This window comes from Stenotrophomonas sp. 22692 (genome assembly GCF_052045015.1).
GTDB lineage: Bacteria > Pseudomonadota > Gammaproteobacteria > Xanthomonadales > Xanthomonadaceae > Stenotrophomonas > Stenotrophomonas geniculata.
In genome coordinates this window covers 340,256-360,696 of the sequence record NZ_JBQEMR010000002.1, presented here as the reverse complement: position 1 = coordinate 360,696, position 20,441 = coordinate 340,256, and the positions used below count along the sequence as shown (strand labels likewise).

24 protein-coding genes are annotated in these 20,441 nt (G+C 67.3%); 9 read left to right on the top strand and 15 right to left on the bottom strand.

The annotated features are described in order from the left end of the window. Window positions 1-68: 68 nt before the first annotated feature. The 10 genes from ACTJJM_RS04000 to ACTJJM_RS03955 all read right to left on the bottom strand — a co-directional run bounded on the left by ACTJJM_RS04000 (window position 69) and on the right by ACTJJM_RS03955 (window position 6,433). Window positions 69-374 (bottom strand): hypothetical protein, encoded by a 306-nt coding sequence (locus tag ACTJJM_RS04000; protein ID WP_312391967.1) that lies wholly within the window; start codon window positions 372-374, stop codon window positions 69-71. After that, entirely contained in the window at window positions 316-693 is a 378-nt protein-coding gene (locus tag ACTJJM_RS03995) for a hypothetical protein (RefSeq protein WP_313123460.1), read from the bottom strand. The genes ACTJJM_RS04000 and ACTJJM_RS03995 overlap by 59 nt, the downstream gene beginning before the upstream one ends. Next, the gene (locus tag ACTJJM_RS03990) at window positions 690-1,175 is read right to left on the bottom strand and encodes a glycoside hydrolase family 24 protein (protein ID WP_440865165.1); all 486 of its coding nucleotides are present in this window, start codon (window positions 1,173-1,175) and stop codon (window positions 690-692) included. The genes ACTJJM_RS03995 and ACTJJM_RS03990 overlap by 4 nt, the downstream gene beginning before the upstream one ends. Then, window positions 1,172-1,522, bottom strand: coding sequence for a hypothetical protein (locus ACTJJM_RS03985; protein WP_010483765.1), 351 nt, complete (start codon window positions 1,520-1,522; stop codon window positions 1,172-1,174). The genes ACTJJM_RS03990 and ACTJJM_RS03985 overlap by 4 nt, the downstream gene beginning before the upstream one ends. Then, a complete protein-coding gene (locus ACTJJM_RS03980) occupies window positions 1,519-1,947 on the bottom strand; it encodes a Mor transcription activator family protein (protein ID WP_019336914.1) in 429 nt (142 codons plus the stop codon). The genes ACTJJM_RS03985 and ACTJJM_RS03980 overlap by 4 nt, the downstream gene beginning before the upstream one ends. A 356-nt stretch (window positions 1,948-2,303) precedes the next feature. Further along, entirely contained in the window at window positions 2,304-2,687 is a 384-nt protein-coding gene (locus ACTJJM_RS03975; protein WP_019336915.1) for a hypothetical protein, read from the bottom strand. A gap of 151 nt (window positions 2,688-2,838) precedes the next feature. Further along, entirely contained in the window at window positions 2,839-3,477 is a 639-nt protein-coding gene (locus ACTJJM_RS03970; RefSeq protein WP_049410199.1) for a hypothetical protein, read from the bottom strand. Window positions 3,478-3,518: 41 nt separating this feature from the next. Beyond that, window positions 3,519-3,746 (bottom strand): hypothetical protein, encoded by a 228-nt coding sequence (locus ACTJJM_RS03965; protein ID WP_010483758.1) that lies wholly within the window; start codon window positions 3,744-3,746, stop codon window positions 3,519-3,521. 75 nt (window positions 3,747-3,821) lie between these two features. Next, on the bottom strand, window positions 3,822-4,097 hold the full coding sequence (locus ACTJJM_RS03960; RefSeq protein WP_049410201.1) for a hypothetical protein: 276 nt from the start codon (window positions 4,095-4,097) through the stop codon (window positions 3,822-3,824). Then, complete coding sequence (locus ACTJJM_RS03955) at window positions 4,097-6,433, bottom strand: VapE domain-containing protein (RefSeq protein WP_197601890.1); 2,337 nt, start codon at window positions 6,431-6,433, stop codon at window positions 4,097-4,099. The genes ACTJJM_RS03960 and ACTJJM_RS03955 overlap by 1 nt, the downstream gene beginning before the upstream one ends. 488 nt (window positions 6,434-6,921) lie before the next feature. Between ACTJJM_RS03955 and ACTJJM_RS03950 the strand changes: the two genes are divergently transcribed. From ACTJJM_RS03950 to ACTJJM_RS03930, 5 genes are all read left to right on the top strand, one after another. After that, complete coding sequence (locus tag ACTJJM_RS03950; protein ID WP_010483754.1) at window positions 6,922-7,146, top strand: hypothetical protein; 225 nt, start codon at window positions 6,922-6,924, stop codon at window positions 7,144-7,146. An 11-nt stretch (window positions 7,147-7,157) separates the two neighbouring features. Further along, entirely contained in the window at window positions 7,158-7,412 is a 255-nt protein-coding gene (locus tag ACTJJM_RS03945; RefSeq protein WP_005408345.1) for a hypothetical protein, read from the top strand. A 211-nt stretch (window positions 7,413-7,623) separates the two neighbouring features. Continuing rightward, complete coding sequence (locus ACTJJM_RS03940; RefSeq protein WP_019336919.1) at window positions 7,624-8,019, top strand: DUF2946 family protein; 396 nt, start codon at window positions 7,624-7,626, stop codon at window positions 8,017-8,019. Window positions 8,020-8,148: 129 nt separating this feature from the next. Beyond that, a complete protein-coding gene (locus ACTJJM_RS03935; RefSeq protein ID WP_241888559.1) occupies window positions 8,149-10,287 on the top strand; it encodes a TonB-dependent receptor in 2,139 nt (712 codons plus the stop codon). 11 nt (window positions 10,288-10,298) lie between these two features. After that, window positions 10,299-11,804 (top strand): PepSY domain-containing protein, encoded by a 1,506-nt coding sequence (locus ACTJJM_RS03930; RefSeq protein WP_440865164.1) that lies wholly within the window; start codon window positions 10,299-10,301, stop codon window positions 11,802-11,804. A gap of 9 nt (window positions 11,805-11,813) precedes the next feature. Here the strand turns inward: ACTJJM_RS03930 and ACTJJM_RS03925 are convergent, their stop codons facing one another. Next, complete coding sequence (locus ACTJJM_RS03925) at window positions 11,814-12,947, bottom strand: MFS transporter (RefSeq protein WP_241873732.1); 1,134 nt, start codon at window positions 12,945-12,947, stop codon at window positions 11,814-11,816. 11 nt (window positions 12,948-12,958) lie between these two features. Beyond that, a complete protein-coding gene (locus ACTJJM_RS03920) occupies window positions 12,959-13,735 on the bottom strand; it encodes a DeoR/GlpR family DNA-binding transcription regulator (RefSeq protein WP_241873733.1) in 777 nt (258 codons plus the stop codon). A 160-nt stretch (window positions 13,736-13,895) separates the two neighbouring features. On the opposite strand from ACTJJM_RS03920, the gene smqnr reads away from it, so the two are divergent. After that, window positions 13,896-14,543 carry a SmQnr family pentapeptide repeat protein gene (gene smqnr, locus ACTJJM_RS03915; RefSeq protein WP_126559839.1) on the top strand — a complete coding sequence of 216 codons (648 nt, stop codon included), beginning with the start codon at window positions 13,896-13,898 and terminating at the stop codon, window positions 14,541-14,543. Between the two features lie 3 nt (window positions 14,544-14,546). Here smqnr and ACTJJM_RS03910 read toward each other — a convergent pair whose 3' ends face one another. Both ACTJJM_RS03910 and ACTJJM_RS03905 read right to left on the bottom strand, forming a co-directional pair. After that, entirely contained in the window at window positions 14,547-15,221 is a 675-nt protein-coding gene (locus tag ACTJJM_RS03910) for a methyltransferase (RefSeq protein ID WP_049481382.1), read from the bottom strand. A gap of 86 nt (window positions 15,222-15,307) precedes the next feature. Continuing rightward, on the bottom strand, window positions 15,308-16,006 hold the full coding sequence (locus ACTJJM_RS03905) for a glutathione S-transferase family protein (protein ID WP_010483737.1): 699 nt from the start codon (window positions 16,004-16,006) through the stop codon (window positions 15,308-15,310). A 115-nt stretch (window positions 16,007-16,121) separates the two neighbouring features. On the opposite strand from ACTJJM_RS03905, the gene ACTJJM_RS03900 reads away from it, so the two are divergent. After that, entirely contained in the window at window positions 16,122-17,066 is a 945-nt protein-coding gene (locus tag ACTJJM_RS03900; RefSeq protein WP_241873735.1) for a LysR substrate-binding domain-containing protein, read from the top strand. Here the strand turns inward: ACTJJM_RS03900 and ACTJJM_RS03895 are convergent. Continuing rightward, complete coding sequence (locus tag ACTJJM_RS03895) at window positions 17,005-18,384, bottom strand: aminotransferase-like domain-containing protein (RefSeq protein WP_109814092.1); 1,380 nt, start codon at window positions 18,382-18,384, stop codon at window positions 17,005-17,007. The genes ACTJJM_RS03900 and ACTJJM_RS03895 overlap by 62 nt on opposite strands. 133 nt (window positions 18,385-18,517) lie before the next feature. Here ACTJJM_RS03895 and ACTJJM_RS03890 point away from each other — a divergent pair, with 133 nt between their 5' ends. Both ACTJJM_RS03890 and ACTJJM_RS03885 read left to right on the top strand, forming a co-directional pair. Continuing rightward, the gene (locus tag ACTJJM_RS03890) at window positions 18,518-19,381 is read left to right on the top strand and encodes a DMT family transporter (RefSeq protein WP_241873736.1); all 864 of its coding nucleotides are present in this window, start codon (window positions 18,518-18,520) and stop codon (window positions 19,379-19,381) included. Between the two features lie 167 nt (window positions 19,382-19,548). Next, window positions 19,549-20,421, top strand: a complete 873-nt coding sequence (locus tag ACTJJM_RS03885; RefSeq protein WP_241873737.1) for an SDR family oxidoreductase — start codon at window positions 19,549-19,551, stop codon at window positions 20,419-20,421. Window positions 20,422-20,441 lie beyond the last annotated feature (20 nt).

Here is a 20,441-nt window from a genome sequence, read left to right as displayed (position 1 = left end):
CGCGCGCTGTCTGCATCCAGTGTTGCCATCACCCGCCGCATGGGACATTGCAGGCGTGGCCGCGGGGATCAGCGCTGTCGCCGCGCGCTGGCCGTGCCGGTGGCTGCGCACTCCGCAGGCGCCATTGGCGCTGTACCGTTGAGGGTGATCCCCTGCTGGCTGCCGAGGCTGCACAGCAGGGCACGCAGCTGGTCGGCCAGTGCGTGGTACTGCCGCGCGACGGCAACGTGATTGCGTAGCAGCGCATCGTCGTTGGCCGCCTGCAGGTCCGGCAGCTCGTCCGGCGCACGCAGCTGCGCCGGGGCGATGCTGAGATCAACGCGACAGGGCGCGGCCGGCGTTGGCTTCGCGCCAGATGCGCACGAACTCAGCATCAGCATCGCCGCGGTCACGGCCAGGAGTCTTGGCATGGGTCTCGATGTCCTGTTGCAGGGTTTGGAATTGCCGGGCGCGTTCGGCCTGCGTGGCCAGGCGCTGCGATTCGGCCTGCGCACCTGCGCGGGCGTTGCCGAGGTCCCGCTGATGTGCGGCCTGCGCCGCATCAGCGCGCGATGCCTGCTGTGCGGTCTGGACGGTGGCGATGGCAAGGTCCGCGCTGCGGTCGCGCAGCGTCCACCCCAGCCAGGCACAGCCTGCGTGGGTACCGGCGAGGACCAGCAGGCCCATGCGCAAACGCAGGGCGACGGGCGTCACTGCAGGCCTCCGCCGGCGGCGCGGTAGGCCACGCGCAGTGTTTCCAGTGCATGCTCCTTCTGCCCGTAGCCGGCGCCCGGCAGTGATGCCCAGATACGTCGTGCGTCGTTGACGCCGGCATCGAAGCGACCGAGGCGGATCAACTCGTAGGCACCGCATTGCTTGAGCAGCGCCACGGCCGCGCGGTCCTGCGAAACCGGGCCGAAGTCGGGCAGGCCCAGCCGCGCGCGCAGGTCATCCCAGGTACTGCGCAGGAACTGGTAGCGACCGGCGGCACTGGACTTGATGCCATAGCGTGGCAGCGACACCAGCATGCGGGGATGGTCGCGGTAGTCGTTGAACAACTGGCCACCCACGATCACGTCGTAGCCGCGGTCACGCGAGCGCAGGCTGGGGATGTCGGTGCCTTCGGATACCGCCAGCATGTCCAGGAATGCGGCGACGTTGGCCCCACCGAGGGCGCTGGCTGCAGCGGCGGTCATGCGGCGGCCCCCGGCTGCTTGCGCACCAGGTTCAACAGCGCGTCTATCTGCACGCTCTGCTGGGCGATCTGCGCGCGCAGGGCGTTGACCTCGCCGCGCAGCTGGCCGATCTCCTGGGCCATTGCTTCGCGCTCGTGCATCAGGCCGTCGGCGCGGGTACGCTCGGCCGCGAGCTGCTCCTGCAGGGTGCGCAGGGTGTTGCTGGTGGCCTCGTCTGCGGTGCGGTCGACCTTGGCCGACGACAACCATTGGCGCAGCCACAGCGACACCGCGATCAGTACACCCGAGGTTCCCCCCAGATATTTGGCCCAGTCCGGTACACCCGCCAGCAGGTCGCTCTCGTTCATGCGCGTGCGTACCCCTTGAGCAGGGCCGGATGGACCGCAGGCGGTGGCGCGGAACGGGCGCCACGCAGGGCGCGCTTGATGGTGGTCTGCGAGACACCGAACTCGCGCGCGACGTGCTCGCGCGGCATGCCACAGGCGACCGCTCGTGCGATCTGCTCGCGGCGCTCATGGGCATTGGCCGCAAAGCACGAGGCCAGGAACAGCAGCTCGCCACCGAAGTGGGTGACCAGCCGTTGGGCAACGTCGCGGCCGAGGATGTCGATCAGGCGATGCTGGTCGGGCAGGGTGGAGGGAACGTAGACGATGACGCGATGACGGCCGGTGGTGCTGGAGGTGGTCGGCGGCCACGCACGCACCAGCGTGAGGGCTGCGGATTCGCCGATGACCTCGGCCAGGGTCTGGATGCTGTCGGGCAGGGCGTTCATTGAGGATGTCTTCAGTGGCATTGATCTCCACTGTTGCCATCCCGCACCGCCAGTCAACACCGTTCGTCTACTTTCGAGTGTGCGTGCTGAAGGTATTCATCGGTGTCCCGAGGACGGGTGAGGAGGGCTGCTCGGCAGCGTATGACGTCCTGCAGCCGCTGGCTGTTGCTGCTGATGTTTGCTCCTTCCTTCGTACTCGCAGTCCTCACAGGGCGGAGGGAAAGGCAGATCAAGGGGATGTGGCAGGTACGGGGTGAGGATGGCGCCCCGTTGGCCGTCCTCATGCAGGTGAGCAGGCCCTGAAACGAAAAAGCCCCGGACGATGCCGGGGCTTCAGGACTGCAGGTGGTGCTGGATCAAAGGTCGAATACCAGGTTGCCGCCGGTCTTGCGCGGAATGTAGCCGGCATCACGCAGCCAGCGCGCTGCATTGACCTGGTCCATGCGCTTGACCGGGAAGCGGTTGGCGAACATCAGGAACCGCGCCACGGTGATCGATTCGCCCTTGCCCTTCAGGGCGGCCAGGGTCTCGGTGAACCACGGCGCGGGAGGTTGCTGGCTGCCAGGACGAGCCGCAGTGCGTTCCTGCCGGGTGGTGCCGGTCTCGGCCCGGGCGTTGGCCAGCGAGCACAGCGAGATGAAGATCGCGTCCAGGCTCACGATGTCCTTGCCACCCTTGGGCTGTGACTTGAACAATTCGATGGCCTTCTGGCGCGTCGACGTGAACTGTTCGACCTCCATGACAATTCCTCTTTGCGAAATGGTTGGGGATGCAGGGTGACGACAGGTGCCGTCGGTGATGGGGGACGACCTTACATCATTTTCGCTGATGATGGGCCGGAACCTGCGGTTGGGTCAGGAAGATGCAGGGCAGCGCGGCCCTGCTCCAGGCTCAGATCACGCCGCGCGACAGCAGCTGGTCCAGCGTCCTGCGTACCAGATCGGCCCGGCTGCCGTCGTTGCTTACCTCGATGTCGACCAGCTCATCGGGCAGTGGCTGCTCGCTGGCGTGGGTGTCATGGCCTCCATGGCCCGGGCGGCTGACGCGGATCACGACACCACCGCGGCGACGGATCGCGCAGGCCTCATTGCTGAAGCGGACGTCGGGCACCAGTCCTCCCGCAGGCAGGCGCGCGAACAGCGAGCGTACCCACAACTCGGGATGGACACGGTCGCGGCCCCATTCGGTACCCGCGGTCTGCATCAGGTGGCGAGGAGTGAGTTCGGCCAGCCAGTCGATGGTGTCCTCCTTGCGGCTGTCCAGTTCACGCAGGGAGAGCCCGAGGAGGGACGCGACGAACTGCCGCAGCGGTGCGGCGAAGCTGTCGCAGGGCAGTGCCAGTGCCGACGCCAGCCCGCTGGCGAGGGTGTCCTTGCCCGCGCGCTTGGCGCCGGCGATGCCGATGTAGAGCGGCGGACCCGCCTGCGGGCGTGCGCGGAGCGCAGTGCTGGCCAGGGCAGGCCCGGCACGGAACGCAGCCAGCGTGTCGGCGATCATGCGATGGCCGCTGTCGAGGGACGCGGGAATCATGGGGAATCTACTCCTTGAAGGACGTGGCCGCTGCCGGTGGATCAGGAATCACGTGCGGCGGTGCTGCGGGCGCGCAGGATGCGCTGGGTGATGCGGCCACCGCGCGCTGCCGCCGCGATCGGGTCAAAGCACAACATGGCGGTACGCGTACGACGGCCGGCAGCAAGGTGATCGCGGATGGTCCGCTCGGACAGTACCGGTACCCGTTGGTGGATCTGTCGCACGGTGAGCTGCTCACCTTCGAAGGCATGCAGTCGGGGTCGAGGCATGGCGGAAGCGCTCCTGGAAGGTGGCGTGGCCGATACAGTCATCTTGCCTCTGTGGACCGCTCCAGTCAACACCTTTCATCTACTTGCATCCTCGGCGGGCTGGGAGGGGGGATTGGCGATCCATTGCCGTACCGCCAGTGACGCCAATCGCTCGCGCTCCACAGGACCCCGGGTGGCCTGTACGCGCGCCAGGTACTGCTGGCGATGCCGGCGCGGGCTGATCGTTCTGCACCGCCCTTGAGCGTCGATGCAGCGGTAGCCCGCCAGTTGCAGCAGGCGCCGTGCCTCGCAGTCGAGGCGCCACTCGGCGCTGTCGCTGCCGACTTCGCGGCCATCATGGGTGCGTGGCATCAGAACGGTCCTGCGATGTGTTCGGACAGGCTGCGGCTGCGCGGTGGCATCAGCCATACCTTTGCCCGTTCCTTGCCCACCACGCGGGTGCGCACGCCATGCCGCTTCACCACGTAGGCGGCGGCCTCGTTGACCTCGCGCCGGTTCGGTCTGTCGATGCCCACCGCGATGACGATCTCGGTGGCACGGTAGTGCGTGCTCCAATGCTCGGCGGGGAGGGACCAGTCGAAGTGGCGATCGATCAGCTCGGCGATAGGCGAGATGGGTTCGTGCTCGCTGTTGGTGGCATTGAGCGCATCCAGCTCTTCGCCGGACAGGTGCCAGGTCTCGCCGTTGCGGTACAGCGCATGGGCTTCGGCCCACACCTGCTGCATGTCGATCCGCGCCGGTTCACCCAACGCCACGGCATGCACGGTCCACCAGCGGCTGTTGCCGGTCGCGTCACGCAGGAAGCGCTCGTCGTTGACACTGGCGAACAGGATGGTGCGCCGCGCATAGCGCGATTCGGTGCGTGCGTAAGGCCGGCGGATTTCATCGTGGCTGCGCGAGATGAATGATTTCAGCGCGGCGATATCAGTGCGGCGGAAGGTGGCGTCGACCTCACCCAGCTCCACGATCCACTTGGAGATGACTTGCTTGATGCTGTCCTTGTTGGTGGGGTCGAGTACCACGCCATCGGCGATCAGCTGCAGTTCGGCCGGTGCCAGCTGCCGTGCCCAGCGCGTCTTGCCCAGATTCTGCCTGGAGACGAAGGTCAGTACACCACGCGCGACCACGCCATCCGGTTCAAAGGCGGCCGCCACGCCGGAGATCAGCCAGCGCCGCATCAGCACCTCCTTCAGGATGCGGCCATCGGCCATGCGCGTGGGCTGGGCTTCCTGCACGGTGTCGAAGAACGCCTGGAGGCGGGAGTGGCCATCCCAGGGCTGCGAGGTGATCCAGCTGGCAACGGGATTGTAGGGATTGGCTTCGGCCACCTGGCACAGGTTGGTCTCGAAGCTGGCGGTGGCCATGCCGGCACGGTGCATGCAGTCCATCACTTCGCCGGCGGCAACCTCCTTGGCATTGTCGATCGTGGACTGGAGGTCCGGCACCAGGATCTCCAGGTCCTTGCGGATGACGTTGTAACGCACCGTAACGCCGGTGCGGCGGCACAGCTCGGCGAGATTGCGCGCGGTCGGCAACGGGCGGCCGCGTGCGCTGCTGTCGGGGAACGGAGTGAAGGTATCGAAGGCGGAGAGGTTGCCGGGAACCTGGTAGCTCGCGGCGGCCGGGGAGCGTGTGCCGCTGTCGGCGGGGACTTCGCCCGGCGCGCACGGTGGGTCGGCAAGCAGCTGCGCGCGCAGTGCTTCCAGGCCTTCACGCCGATGCAGGTCGTTGAAGTCGGTGGGGCGATCATCGTCGCCGTGCACGATGGCGAATTCCGGCCAGACCACCCGAGCACCGATGTCTACCGCAGCCTGCGTGGCCTGGCTGACACCAGGGTTCTCCAGTGGTTGCCGCGTCCATTGGTCGTTATCCGCGCAGAGCACGAACGAGGCATCGGGTACGGCGTTGCGCCAGGCACGGGCCACGGCCGTCAGGTTGCCCGCATCCCACGCGACCACGACGCACCAGCCGGTGGCCTGATGGATCGATGCCGCGGTGGCATAGCCCTCGGCAATGGCGATGGGATGCCCGGGCAATGGCTTGCCGATGACATGGAAGCAGCCCTGCTTGCGGCCACCGGCCAGGAAGTCCTTGTCGCGCCCCAGTGCCGGGTCGGTGCGGGGAAGGATCGCCTGCAGGGAGACGATGCGTCCGGCAGTGTTCACCACCGGCACCAACAGCGCATTCTCGATGTGGCGGAACACCAGCCCGTCGCTGTTGCGTACCGGCCACGCTGCCACGCGCAGGCCATGAGCGTGCACGCCCTTCCGGGCAAGATAGGGGTGGCTGTCGTCGGCGGGCATGGCCCGCTGCCACAGTACGTTGGCGGCCTTGGCTGCGGCATCCTCGCGCTCGCGTTGTTGCCGCTCCCGTTCGGTCCGGGCCGATTCCTGGCGTTGCCGGATCGCGCGCTGCTCGGTGGGACTCAGCGTGGCCGGTGATTGCGCGCACCAGGCGTGACGGGTACCGGTACGCCAGCTGCCGAACTCGCCGGCGGGCACGTTGTCGCCGAACAGGACCGCCCAGCCATTGCGGGTGCCACGACGGTCACCCTCCACGTGGAAGCGCACCAGCGTGCCGTCGGCGTTGAGTGCATCGCGTCCGCGTGCGTCCGGCACGATGCCGTGTGCATGCATGGCCTGCAGGAACGCCGGGACGACGTCCTGCGTTGGGTGCGGTGTGTACATTCGGCGGGACCCCCTTGGAACGTTGTTCGATGCACAGCGACCGTGGATGGCAATGGCGCTGTGCGATGCCTGCGCTGTGCAGGCCATGCGGCGGCGGCCCGACGCGAAGTGGTCAGTAGGTGATGGAGGGTGTTGATGTGGTCATGGTGTCCGATGGATCCGCCATTTGCAACACCTTTGGATACCTGCTGTCCCTGGATCCGCCAAAGGCGCTCCACGCGGTTGAACATGCGACTGCGATCGCAGATCCGCATCATCGCCGTCTTGTGTCGCAATCGGCGAGAACCGGTTTCCGGATGATGGCCGGGCCGTTCGACGCGGCCCTTCACTCTCTCTCGAACGCCCGCCAGGGCGCCCATGCACAAGGAGCCTGCATGACTGAAGCCGACCTCAATGAAATGCCCCGGCCTGACGCCACATGCGCGCCGCAGGCCGCGGCCGCGACGTTCTCAATCAGTGCGACGACCCCTCGATAAATTACAACCCGCATGACGGACACCATCGACGAAGCGCAGGAACTGGACGCGCGCCATCTGCAACGAGCACTGGCCCAGCACGCAACGCGGGCCCGCAGCGTTGCCCCACTCAGGCCCATTGGGGAATGCCACAACCCGGACTGCAGCGAAGACTTCGACAACGATCCGGCCAGGCTGTTCTGTGGTCCTGCCTGTGCCGAGCGTTTCGAAGCCATCCATCAACACCGCAACGCATAGGAACAGGGGACATGTCTCTGAACAGCAACGACGCTGGCTTCACCGAACGCATCGCCGGATTGTCGGCCGAGCTCGCCGTGCTGGTGAGCCTGGTGGAGAACCACATCCATCTGCAGCTGGCTGACCTGGCCGACTCGGGTGATGTGGATGCACAGGAGCGATTCGCGGTGGCCGATCCGGAGCGCTGGTTGGAGAACGCCCGCAACAGCCTGCAGGCGGGCGTCATGTTCCTGGAACGTGCGGTGCAGCAGCCCGCGCGGTTCTAGCAATGCGATGTGGGGACGGAAGGGGCTGTAAGGCCGCCTTCCGTCCCCCTTTGGGGCCGTGGAGAGCGTCTGCGTCCGCGGCTGCGTCATAACGTCGCACCACCTTTCTGGAAACCCTGAACTCGGTCCAAGGTTGGCCATCGCCCCGTAGAATGGTGGCGTGCGTCGTTCTGTCCTCCACCGCCGGTTCCAGGTCCTGGCATGGCTTGCCATGCTGCTGGTGCTGCTCGCCCCGCTGGTGAGCCGCTGGCTGGCGCATGACCACGTTGCGGCCACCGCACCGGTGGCAGCCTTGAATCACGCGATGCATGCAGAGCATGCACAGCACGCGATGGAAGCGCACCATGACCATCACGCGATGGCAATGCAGAACGGGGAATCGACACCGAAGCCGGCTGCCGATCCACACGCCGACCATGAGATGGGTGTGGACTGCGATTACTGCCTGATCGCTGCACGGCTGATCACCCTGCTGGTGGCGGCAGTGTTGCTGTTGGCGCCGATGGCACCGGTGTGCCGCGCGCTGCGCGGTGCGGTGCAGACGTTACCGCAGCGGATCAGCGGCACATTGGGAGCGCGTGGGCCGCCGGCCTTGATGGCCGTCTGAGCCGCACGCGTGTTGCACTGAACGTTCTTCCATGAGGTTGCCGGCCACGGCCGGTGCCCGCACGCGCGTGTTTGCCCCTTTCTGATTGCTGCCCTGCCATTGCGGGGTGGCCTTGCATGCCGTGAACAAATGAAAACCAACCCCAACTCCGCGCGCCTGCGCAGGGCGACACTGCCTGCGCTGTGCATGTCCCTGTTGTACGCCGTGCCCGCCCTTGCCGCCGATGCGCCACCTCCGACCACGCTGGATACCGTGCGCGTGGTCGACACCCGCAGCGGTGAACTGTCTTCCACCGCCAGCGCCGGGTCTGCGCTGGGCCTGAGCGTGCTGCAGACACCGGCCAGCCTGACCGTGATCTCGCGCGAACAACTGGAACAGCGGGGCGACACCAACCTCAATGATGCGATCAGCCGGGCAGGCGCGATCAGTGCGATGCCGCACCCGGGCAACGGCCTGAGTGCGTTGTCCAGCCGTGGCTTCACCGATGGCGCCTCGGTGATGCGCCTGTACGACGGGCTTCGCCAGTACGGCGGCGTGGGCATCACCTTCCCGTTCGATACCTGGTCGATCGAACGCATCGAAGTACTGCGCGGCCCGGCTTCGGTCATCCATGGTGATGGCGCCATTGGCGGGGTCATCAACATCGTGCCCAGGAAGCCCTCGCGTAGCGCCATCGAGAACGAGATCAGCGTGACCGTCGGCAGCGAGGATACTGCGCGCCTGGGCTTCGGCAGCGGCGGTGCGTTGACCCCGGACCTGGCCTATCGGCTGGACGTGAGTGGCAACTACAGCGGTGGATGGGTCGATCGCGGACGCAACAGGGACGCGACCTTCTCCGGTGCCTTGCTGTGGCAGCCGCGCACGGATCTGCAGCTGACGCTCACCCATGCGCAGGGCTACCAGAAACCGATGCGCTACTTCGGCACGCCGCTGGTGGATGGCCACCAGCTGGAAGCACTTCGCCATCGCAACTACAACGTGGAAGACAGCGACATCCGTTATCGCGACCGCTGGACCCAACTTGATGCGCTGTGGACGCCGACCTCGAACGTGGAATGGCGCACCCGCGTCTACCAGATCGACAGCCAGCGCGACTGGCGCAATGCCGAGGCCTATGTCTACAACCGCGCCACCGGTTTGATCGATCGCTCCGGCAACACCGAGATCACCCAGAACCAGGACCAGACCGGATTGACCTCGACACTGCGGGTACAAGGAAACATCGCGGGCCTGACCAACCGCTTTGCCGTGGGCCTCGATGCCAATCGTGCGCACTTCAAGCACACCAACAACACCTATGCCGGCAGCTCGGGCCCGGTCGATCCGTTCGATCCGGTGCCAGGCCGGTTCGCCAGCGATGCGCCCAACCTGCCGCGCTATCGCAACCGCGCCGAGCAGTACGCGCTGTTCGTGGAGGACCGGCTGGCGTTGAGCGAACGCTGGTCGGTACTGGGTGGACTGCGCCACGACCGCGCGCGCATCGATCGCACCGATCTGATCAGTGGCCAGAACGCGTTCTCGAAGACCTACAGCAGCACCGGCTGGCGTGCAGGTACCGTATTCGCGCTGCAGCCGACGCTGAGCCTCTACGCGCAGTACTCACAGGCGGCGGACCCGGTCAGTGGACTGCTGATGATCAGCCCAGCCAACGGTGCCTTCGATCTGGCCAAGGGCCGGCAGATCGAGGTGGGCCTGAAGCAGGCCTTCGACGGTGGCGAGTGGACGCTGGCGGCGTACCGCATCCGCAAGACCGGGCTGCTCAGCCGCGATCCGCTGGTGCCGGATCGCCGCGTGCAGGTGGGCGCGCAGACCTCGCGCGGTATTGAAGCGTCGTTGACCTGGAATGTCGCGCCGCACTGGACGCTGGATGCCAACGCGACGGTGCTGACGGCCGAATTCGAGGACTTCCTGGAAACCACCGGTTCGCCGGCGGTGCTGGTGTCGCGCGATGGCAACGTGCCGCCGAACGTGGCCGAGCGCTTGGCCAACGCATGGTTGAGCTGGCAGTTCCTGCCGGACTGGAGCGCAGCGGCGGGTGTTCGCTATGTCGGCAAGCGCTACGCCGACAATGCCAACGCGTTGGAACTTCCCGGCTACAGCACCACCGACCTGGCGCTGACCTGGCAGGCGGCGCCGCGCACGCGGCTGTCCGCGCGGTTGTTCAACGTGTTCGACAAGGCGTACTACGCCACCGCGTACTACACCAGCACGCAATGGCTGCTGGGTGCGGACCGGCGCGCCGAATTCACCGTCGACCATCGCTTCTGAGGAGGCCGGCCATGACGCTGCGATCCACCGCCAGGCGCTGGACCTACCTGGTGCATCGCTGGCTGGGCATTGGTGGGTGCCTGTTGATGCTGCTGTGGTTCGTGAGTGGCATGGTGATGCTGTTCGTCGGCTACCCGAAGCTGACGCCGGGTGAGCGGCTGGCGGCGTTGCCGGTGCTGGGGGATGCCCGCGGCTGGCAGGGGCTGTCGGCATTGCCGGCCGCCGTGCAGGCCGAGCCGGAGGCCGTGGCACTGACGACGCTGCGCGGCGAGCCAGCGTACGTGGTGCGAAGCGGCGGCAACGTGGGCGCCTGGTCTGCGCGCACCGGCCAGGTTCTGCTGCCGGTGTCGGCACAGCGTGCCGAAGCATCCGCTGCGCAGTTTGCTGGCGGCCAGGCGTTCGTCGGCGCGATGCGCGTGGATGAGGATCGCTGGACGCACTCGCGCGCGCTGGACGCGCACCGGCCGCTGTACCGGGTGGAGGTAGGGGGCGCGCAGCCGGGTGACCTGTATGTGTCCTCGCACACCGGCGAAGTGGTGCTGGACGCACCGCATGTGCAGCAGCGTTGGAACTATGTGGGTGCCTGGCTGCACTGGCTGTACTTCCTGCGCATGCAGTCGGTGGACCCGGCGTGGACGTGGGTGGTGATCGTGTTGTCCGCGCTGTGCATGGTGGCCGCAGTCAGCGGCATCGTGGTCGGTGTGTGGCGCTGGCGTTTCCGTGGACACTACCGTTCGGGTGCAAAGACGCCATACGTCGAACCATGGATGCGCTGGCACCATCTGATCGGGCTGGTGGCTGCAGCGTTTGTGTTCACCTGGATCTTCAGCGGGCTGATGTCGATGAACCCGTTGGGCGTCTTGAGCAGCACGCGCGAGGCGATCGACAGCGGATGTTATCGTGGTGGCACGGTGGCGGTGGATGGCGCATTGGGTGAGCCGACGGCGCTGCTGGCGGCCGTCGAGGCCGAGCGGTTCAAGCCCGTGGAGATCCAGTGGCGACGCATCGGTGGCGAGCTGTTCGCGGTGCTGCTGGACGGACAGGGCGAGACCCGTATCGTGTCCGGCAGCAATGGGCATCTGCAGGTTGCGCGGTTGCTGCCGGCCGGGTGGCTGCAGCAGAAGGTGCGGGCGCTGTCGGACGCGCCCATGCAGGGGTACTGGGTCCAGCATGCAGCGGATGCGTACTTCTACCCACGTGCACCGGAAGCCATGAACGGCGCAGCGGTGCGCCGCTTCCCGGTGGCGGTGGTGGATTTCGGCGATGCCGAGGCGACGCGCGTCTACCTCGACCTGGCCACCGGCGATCCATTGCTGACGATGGGGTATCGCGAGCGGGTGGGGCGCTGGCTGTTCTACTTCCTGCACAGCTGGGACCTGCCTGCGATGCTGCGCTTCGACACCGCCCGGTTGGCTGTTCTGCTGCTGTTGAGCGTTGCGGGCACTGCGTTGTGTGCAACGGCCACGGTGATCGGCTACCGCCGGTTGCGGATGAAGCTGCGGCGCAGGCGGCGCTGATGCACTGGGCTACACCCGCAGCCAGCGTGTGGACACGGCCACCAGCAACAAGGCCGTGGCCACGCCGATGAACGCGGCGACGAGGCCGAAATGGTTGGCGGCGAAGCCGATCAGCGCCGGCCCGGCAAGAATGCCGGCGAAGCCCAGCGTGGAAACGGCGGTGATCGCCAAGGCTCCGGGCATACGGGTCTGGTGGCCAGCCAGCGAGAACAGTGCCGGCGCGATGTTGGCGCAGCCGAGGCCGACCAGCACATAGCCCACCAGCGACGCCTGCCACGGCGTGACCAGGGTCAGCACCAGCACGCCAGCCGCAGCAAGCAGAGCGCCGAACACGATCGCGCGCTGGCGGCCCACGCGTGCCACCAGTGCATCGCCAAACAGACGGGCGATGGTCATGGTCAGGGTGAAGGTCACATAGCCGATACCGGCGAGGCTGGCATCGACGCGACGCACATCGCTGAGGAACACCGCGCTCCAGTCCAGCATCGCACCTTCGCCGAGGAACGCAACGAACGCCAGCACGCCGATGAACAGCACGATGCCGTGCGGCAGGGCCAGCATCGGGGTGTCGTGCGGCATCCGTTCGCTGTGCCAGTACGCTGCTGACAGCAGCAACGCCAGCAGCATGGCGCCGACGCCGATCAGCACCGACGCTACCGGCGGCAATTGTGCGGAAAGCAGCACGGTCATGGTAGCCGCACCGAGGAAACCGCCGATGCTGAAGAAGGCATGGAAGCCGGACATCATCACCCGCCGCGCTTCGCGCTCGACGATGACGGCCTGCACGTTCATCGTGCAGTCCATCGCGCCCACGGCGGCACCGAACACGAACAGCACCAGGCCCAGCGCCCACGCCGAGCTGGCCAATGCCAGGCCGGGCACGGTCAGGCAGATCAGCAGGCTGCTGGCCACCATCACCCGGCGGCAGCCCAGGCGCGCGGCCAGCACGCCTGACAACGGCATGGCCAGCAGCGAACCTGCACCGAGGCAGAGCAGTACCAGGCCCAGCGTGGCGTCATTGATCCCGGTGCGTGCCTTGGCGAACGGTACCAGCGTGGCCCACAGCGCGGTGGCGAAGCCGGGAATGAAGAATGCAGCGCGGGTCGCGTGCTGTTCGGCACGCGCGCGGTTGGCAAGGGACATGAGCGGTACGGTCAGGGAGGAGTGGGGTGCACCGCAATACCGGCGGCGCGGAAGCGAGCCGCCAGTGCGGGCGGTGCGGTGGTGGTCAGCACCAGATCGTCGATCTCGTCGAGGCTGGCGATCTGCCAGTGGCCGCGGGCGCCGAGCTTTTCCGTGGTGGCGGCGACGATGATGCGACTGCTGCAGGCCACCATCGCGCGCTTGAGCGTGGCTTCCTCGGCATCCATCGCCCACACGCCGGTGTCGCCGTCCACCGCGCAGGGGCCGGGCAGGTACACGTCGGCACGCAGGCGTTGCACCTGGGCCAACGCTTCGGCACCGACCGCACCGCCGCCGCTGGCCAGGCGGCCGCCGATCAGCTGCACCAGGGTGCCTTCAAGCATGCTGGCGGCGGTGGCGATCTGCGGGGCATTGGTGATCACCGTCAGCCCGAGAGCGGTCGGCAGCTGCTGGGCGATCGCCAGGTTGGTCGAACCGGCATCAAGCAGTACGACCTGGCCGGGTTGCAGCAGCGCGCAGACGCGGGCGGCCAGCTCGGCCTTGTCGCTGCGGTCGTGGGTGAGCCGCTCGCGCAGCGGGCGTTCCTTCGGCGGTGGCAGCACGGCGCCGCCGTAGACACGCTGGCACAGGCCCTGTGCGGCCAGCTCGCGCAGGTCTCGGCGGATCGAGTCTTCGGAGACGGCATAGCGGCGCGCCAGTTCGGCGGCGACCACGCGGCCCTGCTGGCGCAGTTCCTCAAGGATCTGCCGGGTGCGCTGGGCGGGGAGGGGGCTGGGAACGGAGCTCATGCTGCAAGTCTGCACATTCGTGCATTAACGTGCAACAACGTGCAATGGGTGGAAGTGGACACAGGGTGGCTGGACTGCCGGTGAACCCGCCGGCGCCTGGGGTCTATGGATCGCCCTCGCGGCCCGGCATCATGGCGGGGCACCTGGCATGGAATCCCTGATGTCCCCCACCGTTCACCGCGAGCTGCGCATCGGCGCAGACCAGTACACCGGCCAGAAGGTGGTCGACCAGCAGTTCCACAAGTGCGATTTCTCCGGCGCGGACCTGACCGGCACCGAGTTCATCAACTGCAGTTTCTACGATGCCGACAGCCGTGCCGGCTGTCGCTTCAACGGCGCCACGCTGAAGGAAGCCAGCTTCCGCAGCTGCGACATCAGCATGTGCCACTTCAACTTCATCAAGGCACTGGGCCTGGAGATCAGCGAGTGCCGCGCGCAGGGCGCGGATTTCAGCAACGCCAGCTTCATGAACCAGATCACCACGCGCAGCGGGTTCTGCAGTGCCTTCATCAAGAAGTCGAACCTGCGCTACGCGAACTTCTCGCGGGTGACGCTGGAGAAGTGCGAGCTATGGGAAAACCGTTGGGACGGTGCGAACGTGAGTGGCGCCAGCTTCGCCGGCTCGGACCTGTCCGGCGGCCAGTTCGAGGGCATCGACTGGAACAGCGCCAACTTCACCGACTGCGATCTGACCAACTCCGAGCTGGGCGAGCTGGACCTGCGCAGGACCAACCTGCGCGGCGCCACGCTGGACGTGCAGCAGGTGGCGCTGTTGATGCAGCGCATCGGCATCACCGTGGTGCCGTAGGCATCACCTGGCGTACGCCACCCAGCCCTTGAAGCTGAAGCCGGCATAGAACAGCTCCACGTCGTCGAAGCCGGCCTCCTGCAGCAGGGTGACCTCCTGCTCGGGCGCCAGCAGCGGCAGCCGCTCGGCAATGGCCTCGATCGCGCGCTGCGCATCGGCGCGGGCAACCCCCGAGGCTTCGGCGAACGCCGCGTAGCGCTGCAACCAGCGCAGCTTGCCGGCCGGATCCTGCGGCACGCTGTGGTGCGCCACCACCAGCGGCGCGCCGGGCTGCAGGCGCCGGTGCAGCTCGCGCAACGTGTGCAGGCGCTGCGCGGCGTCGAGGAAGTGCAGGGTCAACAGGCAGCTGGCACCGTCGAAGCGCAGATCGGGCGCATCGTCGATGTAGCCTTCCAGCAGCTGCACGCGCGACTTCAGCGGACCCAATGTCTGTTCGGCCAGGGCCAGCATCGGTGCGGCCGGATCCACGCCGAGCAACTGCCAGCCCGGCTGTGCCTCGGCGAAGGCCTTCAGCTCAAGCCCGCCACCGGCACCGAGTACCAGCACGCGGCCCTGTGCGGGAACGCGTTCGGCCAGCAGCAGGCGGCTCATCTGCTGCAACGCGAGGAAACCGGGCACTTGGCGCAGCGGTGCTTCGGCATAGCGGGCCACCGCCTGCGGGTCGGAGAACGTGGACATGTGCGGATTCTTTCGACGGGGACAGACCACTGTAGCGCGGCGTGCAAGAGGCATTGCGCGCCGCTGCCGCAGAGACAGCACAGGGCTCAGGCCGCTGCGGCCTCAAGCACGTCTTCCAGCCTCACCTCGCCGAGGAAGCCACCACTGCTGGTTGCCGGCTGCTGCGCTTCGATGGCGTGGGCGAACTGCACGCCCGCGTCGTCCTGCAGGCGTTCGAACAGCTGCTGCACCCTGGGGAACTCGCGGCGGTCGACCACCTGGTGATAGTCGTTCCAGCGCGCGATGCCGGCGAAGTAGGCATCGGCGAAGCTGCGCTGTTCGCCCAGCAGCCACGGGCCCGTACCGATCATCTGCTCCAGCGCCTGGTGGGCGTGGCGCACCTTGGTCGTGCCATAGGCACCCAGCACCTCGGCTTCATCACCTTCCGCATGCTCCAGTGCGTGCCAGAGCGGCGCGTAGGCACCGAAGAAGCTGGTGTTGAGATAGGCCAGCCGGTGGTTGAGGCGATCGAAGCCAGCCGTGCCCTGTGCGAAGCCCAGCCCCTGCGCGATGCCCTTCGCGGCCAGGTGGTTGAGGATGGCCAGGCTCTCGCTGAGCAGCTCGCCCTGCGGGGTTCGCAGGGTCGGGGTTTCGCCCAGTGGATTGAGGCGGCGGTAGTCTTCGCCCTGCACCTGGCCGGGCATGTCGATGCGGCACAGCTGGTAAGGCTGGCGCAGCCACTCCAGTGCAACGATGGAGCCGAACGAGCAGCCCGAGGGCACGCCGTAGAAGAGGATCGGGGTCATGGCAGATTTCCGGTTCGAGCCGCGATGCGGCGGGTGAGGAAAGCGTGCCAGCATGGACATTTCCGCTGAAGCCGTCCGAATGGCATCCTGAAGTCCACACGTGTGGACGTTGCGCATGCTCAACCTCAATGATCTGGCCCTGTTCGTGACCGCAGTGGAACAGGGTGGTTTCGCCGCAGGTGGGCGCCATCTGGGCCTGCCGCGCTCGACCCTTAGCAAGCGCGTGGCGCTGCTGGAAGAACACCTCGAGGTGCGGCTGCTGCAACGCAGTTCGCGCCGCTTCGCGCTGACCGAGGTCGGCCAGGCGTTCTTCGAACGCGCACGCGCGGCGTTGTCGGAGGTAGAGGCTGCCGAGGCCATTGTCCGCGACCGCCAGGCCGAACCCAGCGGCACCGTGCGCATCAGCGCTTCGATTCCGGTGGTGCAGGGCGAGCTCGCCGCGTGCCTGCCCGCGTTGGCCCGCCGCTATCCGCGGCTGCGCATCGAAGTTGAAGTGAGTGATCGTTTCATCGATCTGGCGCAGGAGGGCATCGACATCGCCCTGCGCAGCCACTTCGGTCCGCTGCCGGATTCCGGGTTGGTGCAGCGAATGCTCGGTAGCGAACGCATCGTGCTGGCGGCGTCCCCTGGTTATCTGGCAGCCGCGCCGGCAGTGGACACGCCCGAGCAGCTACGCGCGCATGCCGGCCTGCTGACCGCGCGCCATGCAACGCGCTGGACGCTGCACAGCGCCGACGCCGGCACCGTGCAGGTGGAGCCGCAGGTGGCGCTGGTCGGCAATGAATCGCAGCTGCTGATCGCGGCGGCAGAAGCGGGTCTTGGCATCACCGTGCTGCCCTACAGCCTGTGTGCGGCGGCCATCGCTGCTGGCCGCCTGCAGCAGGTCCTGCCGGCGTGGCATGCCGGCGAAGTCACCACCAGCGTGCTGCTGCCGCATCGTCGCGGCCAGCTGCCGGGTGTGCGCGTGGTGGTGGATGCGCTGGTCGCGCATTACCAGCTCAACGCAGCGCGCGTGCCAGTACCTGCCAGATCCTCGGGTCCTGGCACTGCGAGACGTTGAAACGCACATAGTCGGCCGCGCGCTGCGATTGGCTGAACGCGTTGCCCGGGGCCAGCACGATGCCTTCGCGCAGGCACTGCCGTGCCAGCGCAGCAGCATCGCGGCCATCGGGAAGCTGGCACCAGAGGAACAGGCCGGCTTCCGGTTGCAGCCACGGCGTGATGCCCAGCGTGTGCAGTTTCCGCAGTGTGTGGCGGCGCGCATCGGCCAGGCGCGAGCGCACCGATTGCATGTGGCGGCGATAGCCACTGTCGGTCAGCGCGATGTGCATCAACTGCATCGCAAGATGGCCGCCGCCGAAGCTGGTGGCCAGCTTCAGGTCGGTCAGCGCTTCGATCCAGTCGTGGCGTGCAGCGATGTAGCCACAGCGCGAAGCGGCTGACAGGGTCTTGGAGAAGCTGCCGACGTGGATCACCCGAGACAGCCCATCCAGCGCAGCAAGGCGCGGTGCCGGCTGCAGTTCGAAGTCGGCGAAGATGTCGTCCTCGACGATGATCAGTTCGCTGCGTTCGGCCAGCCCCAGCAGCCGATGCGCGGTGCTGGCCGAGAGCACCGCGCCGGTCGGGTTGTGCAGGCCCGAGTTGGTGATGTACAGCCGTGGCGAATGCGCCTGAAGTGCCTGCGCGAACGCCTCCAGGTCCGGGCCGCTGTGCGTGTACGGCACGCCGATGGCCTGCACCTGGTGCGCCTTCAGCAGCGCGTGGTAGTTGAAGTAGCTCGGATCATCCACCAGCACGCAGTCGCCGGGCTTGAGCAGGAAACGGCAGAGCAGATCGACCGCGTGCGTACCGGATTCGGTCAGCAGGATCTGCTCAATCGGTGCATCAATGCCCAGCGCCGCGCTGCGCCGTTGCAGCAGCTGGCGCAATGCGGGCAGCCCGAGCGGACCGGCGTAGTCGACCAGCTGCATGGCATCGGCACGCGCCAGTCGGCGCAGGCCGCGGCGCACGCCGTCGTGATACAGCCAATCACTGGGCATCCAGCCGCAGCCCGGCTTGAGGTGGCCCGCCGGCGTTTCCAGCGATTGCCGCGACACCCACAGCGGGTCCACCGCGCGGTCCAGGCGTGGTTCCATTTCGGCCAGGGCGAGCGGTGCGGCCGGTCCACTGACATAGAAGCCGGAACCGGCACGCGCGCTGATCAGCCCTTCGGCGGCGAGGCGCTCGTAGGCCTCGACCACGGTGGAGACCGACACGCCCATTGCCGCCGCCTGCGCACGCACCGAGGGTAGGCGTGAGCCGGGGCCATCCACCCGCGTGCCGATACGGGTACGGACGGCCTGGATGACCGATTCGATGCGGGTAAGCGGGCGCGTCATGGCGAAAGCGTGCTGTAAGTGTGGGCAGTACAGTTATTTGAAACTGTACTGGATTGTAGCTGGGGGGCGCGGGCCGCAGGTGCTTCCATGGAGATCCCGCCGGGCACCGCCCGGCACCCCCGGGAGTACAGACGTGGAACGGTCGGCGAGTGGTTGGATCAATGGCTTCATTGGCGTGGTGATCTTTGCCGGCTCATTGCCGGCCACCCGCCTGGCGGTACTGCAGCTGGATGCCGGATTCGTCACTGCTGCGAGGGCCACCATCGCTGCGGTACTCGGCCTGGGCCTGCTGCTGATGCTGCGCCAGCCCTGGCCACGGCGCAGTGACCTGCCGGGGCTGGTGGTGGTCAGCCTCGGCGTGGTGGTCGGCTTCCCGCTGCTGACCGCGCTTGCCCTGCGCCACGCCTCATCAGCGCACACCATCGTGTTCCTCGGCCTGTTGCCGTTGAGCACTGCGGTGTTCGGCGTACTGCGGGGTGGCGATCGGCCGCGCCCAGCGTTCTGGCTGTTCTCGCTGCTGGGCAGCGCCTGCGTGGTCGGCTATGCCGCGCGCAACGGCATTGAGGCCTCGTTGCAGGCCGACCTGCTGATGCTGGCGGCGATCGTGGTGTGTGGACTGGGCTACGCGGAAGGCGGTCGGCTTGCCCGTCATCTCGGCGGCTGGCAGGTGATCAGCTGGGCGCTGCTGCTGGCACTACCGGTGATGCTGCCGTTGACGGTGCTGATGCGCCCGCCCTCGTTCGTCGAAGTGGGGGCATCCGCGTGGTGGGCGCTGGGCTACGTGGCGGTGTTCAGCATGCTGCTCGGGTTCCTGTTCTGGTATCGCGGGCTGGCCCAGGGTGGAATCGCCGCGGTCGGCCAGCTACAGCTGCTGCAACCGTTCTTCGGCCTGGCGCTGGCTGCGCTGTTGCTGCATGAAGCGGTCAGCCTCAGCATGGTGCTGGTGACCGTGGTCGCGGTGATCTGCGTCGCCGGCGCGCGCCGCTTCAGCCGCTGAGCGAAAAAGGGGACGGAGGGGATTAAGTCGTAACTGGCCCTGCTGTGCCTGAAACGACTTAATCCCCTCCGTCCCCTTTTCCGGTGATAGCGAGGGCGTATCGTGGGCGGTGGTCAACGGTATTGGCCGGGGCAGTGCGCTTGGCTGAAGCTGTGCGTATGAAGCCGATGTCGCGTATTTCCTTCGAGGGTCAGGTGGGCCTGGTGACCGGTGCCGCGGGTGGGTTGGGCCTGGCCTACAGCCGCCTGCTGGCCGAGCGCGGTGCGCAGCTGGTGATGCATGACGTCGGTGCCGGTACCGATGGCCGCGGCGCCGATCCGCAGCGCATCCTTCGCAGCGTGGAAGTGCTGCAGGGGCAGGGTCTGCCGGTGCAGGCCGCAAGCGGTCCCATCGACCATCGCTCGGGTTGCCATGCACTGGTGCAGGAATTGCTGCAGGCGCACGGCCGCATCGACTTCCTGATCCACAACGCGGGCTGGGTCGGGTACCAGACGCTGGAAGCGATCGAGGACGAGGCGCTGGAACAGATGCTGTGCCTGGCCGCGAAGACGCCGCTGTGGTTGGCGCAGGCGGCATGGCCCGCGATGCGCGCGGCGGGCGGTGGCCGCATTGTCATCACCACCTCCGATCGCGCGCTGTATCCGCAGTACGCACAGCGCGGACTGTCCGCCTATGCGATGGGCAAGCTGGCCGCGCTTGGCCTGGTCAATGTGCTTGCGCTGGAAGGTGCCGAGCACGGCATCGTGGTCAATGCGGTTTCGCCGGTGGCGAAGACGCGCATGTGGGGCATCGCCGGCGAGCCCGATGAACTGCATCCGGACGCGGTCGCCCAGGGCGTGGCCTATCTGGCATCCACGCGCTGCCACGAGGGCGGATGGGCGCTGCGCGCCAGCAACGGGCAGTTCCATGCACTGCGCCTGCAGGAGGCCGAGCACGTGGCGTATCCGCGCGATCTGCGTGCGGTCAGTGCCGACAGCATCGAGTCGGTGGCGCTGCAGTGGCCGGCCATTGCCCGCGCCAGCGTGGACGCGCGCGGCTGAGGGCGTACCCTAGGCAGGTT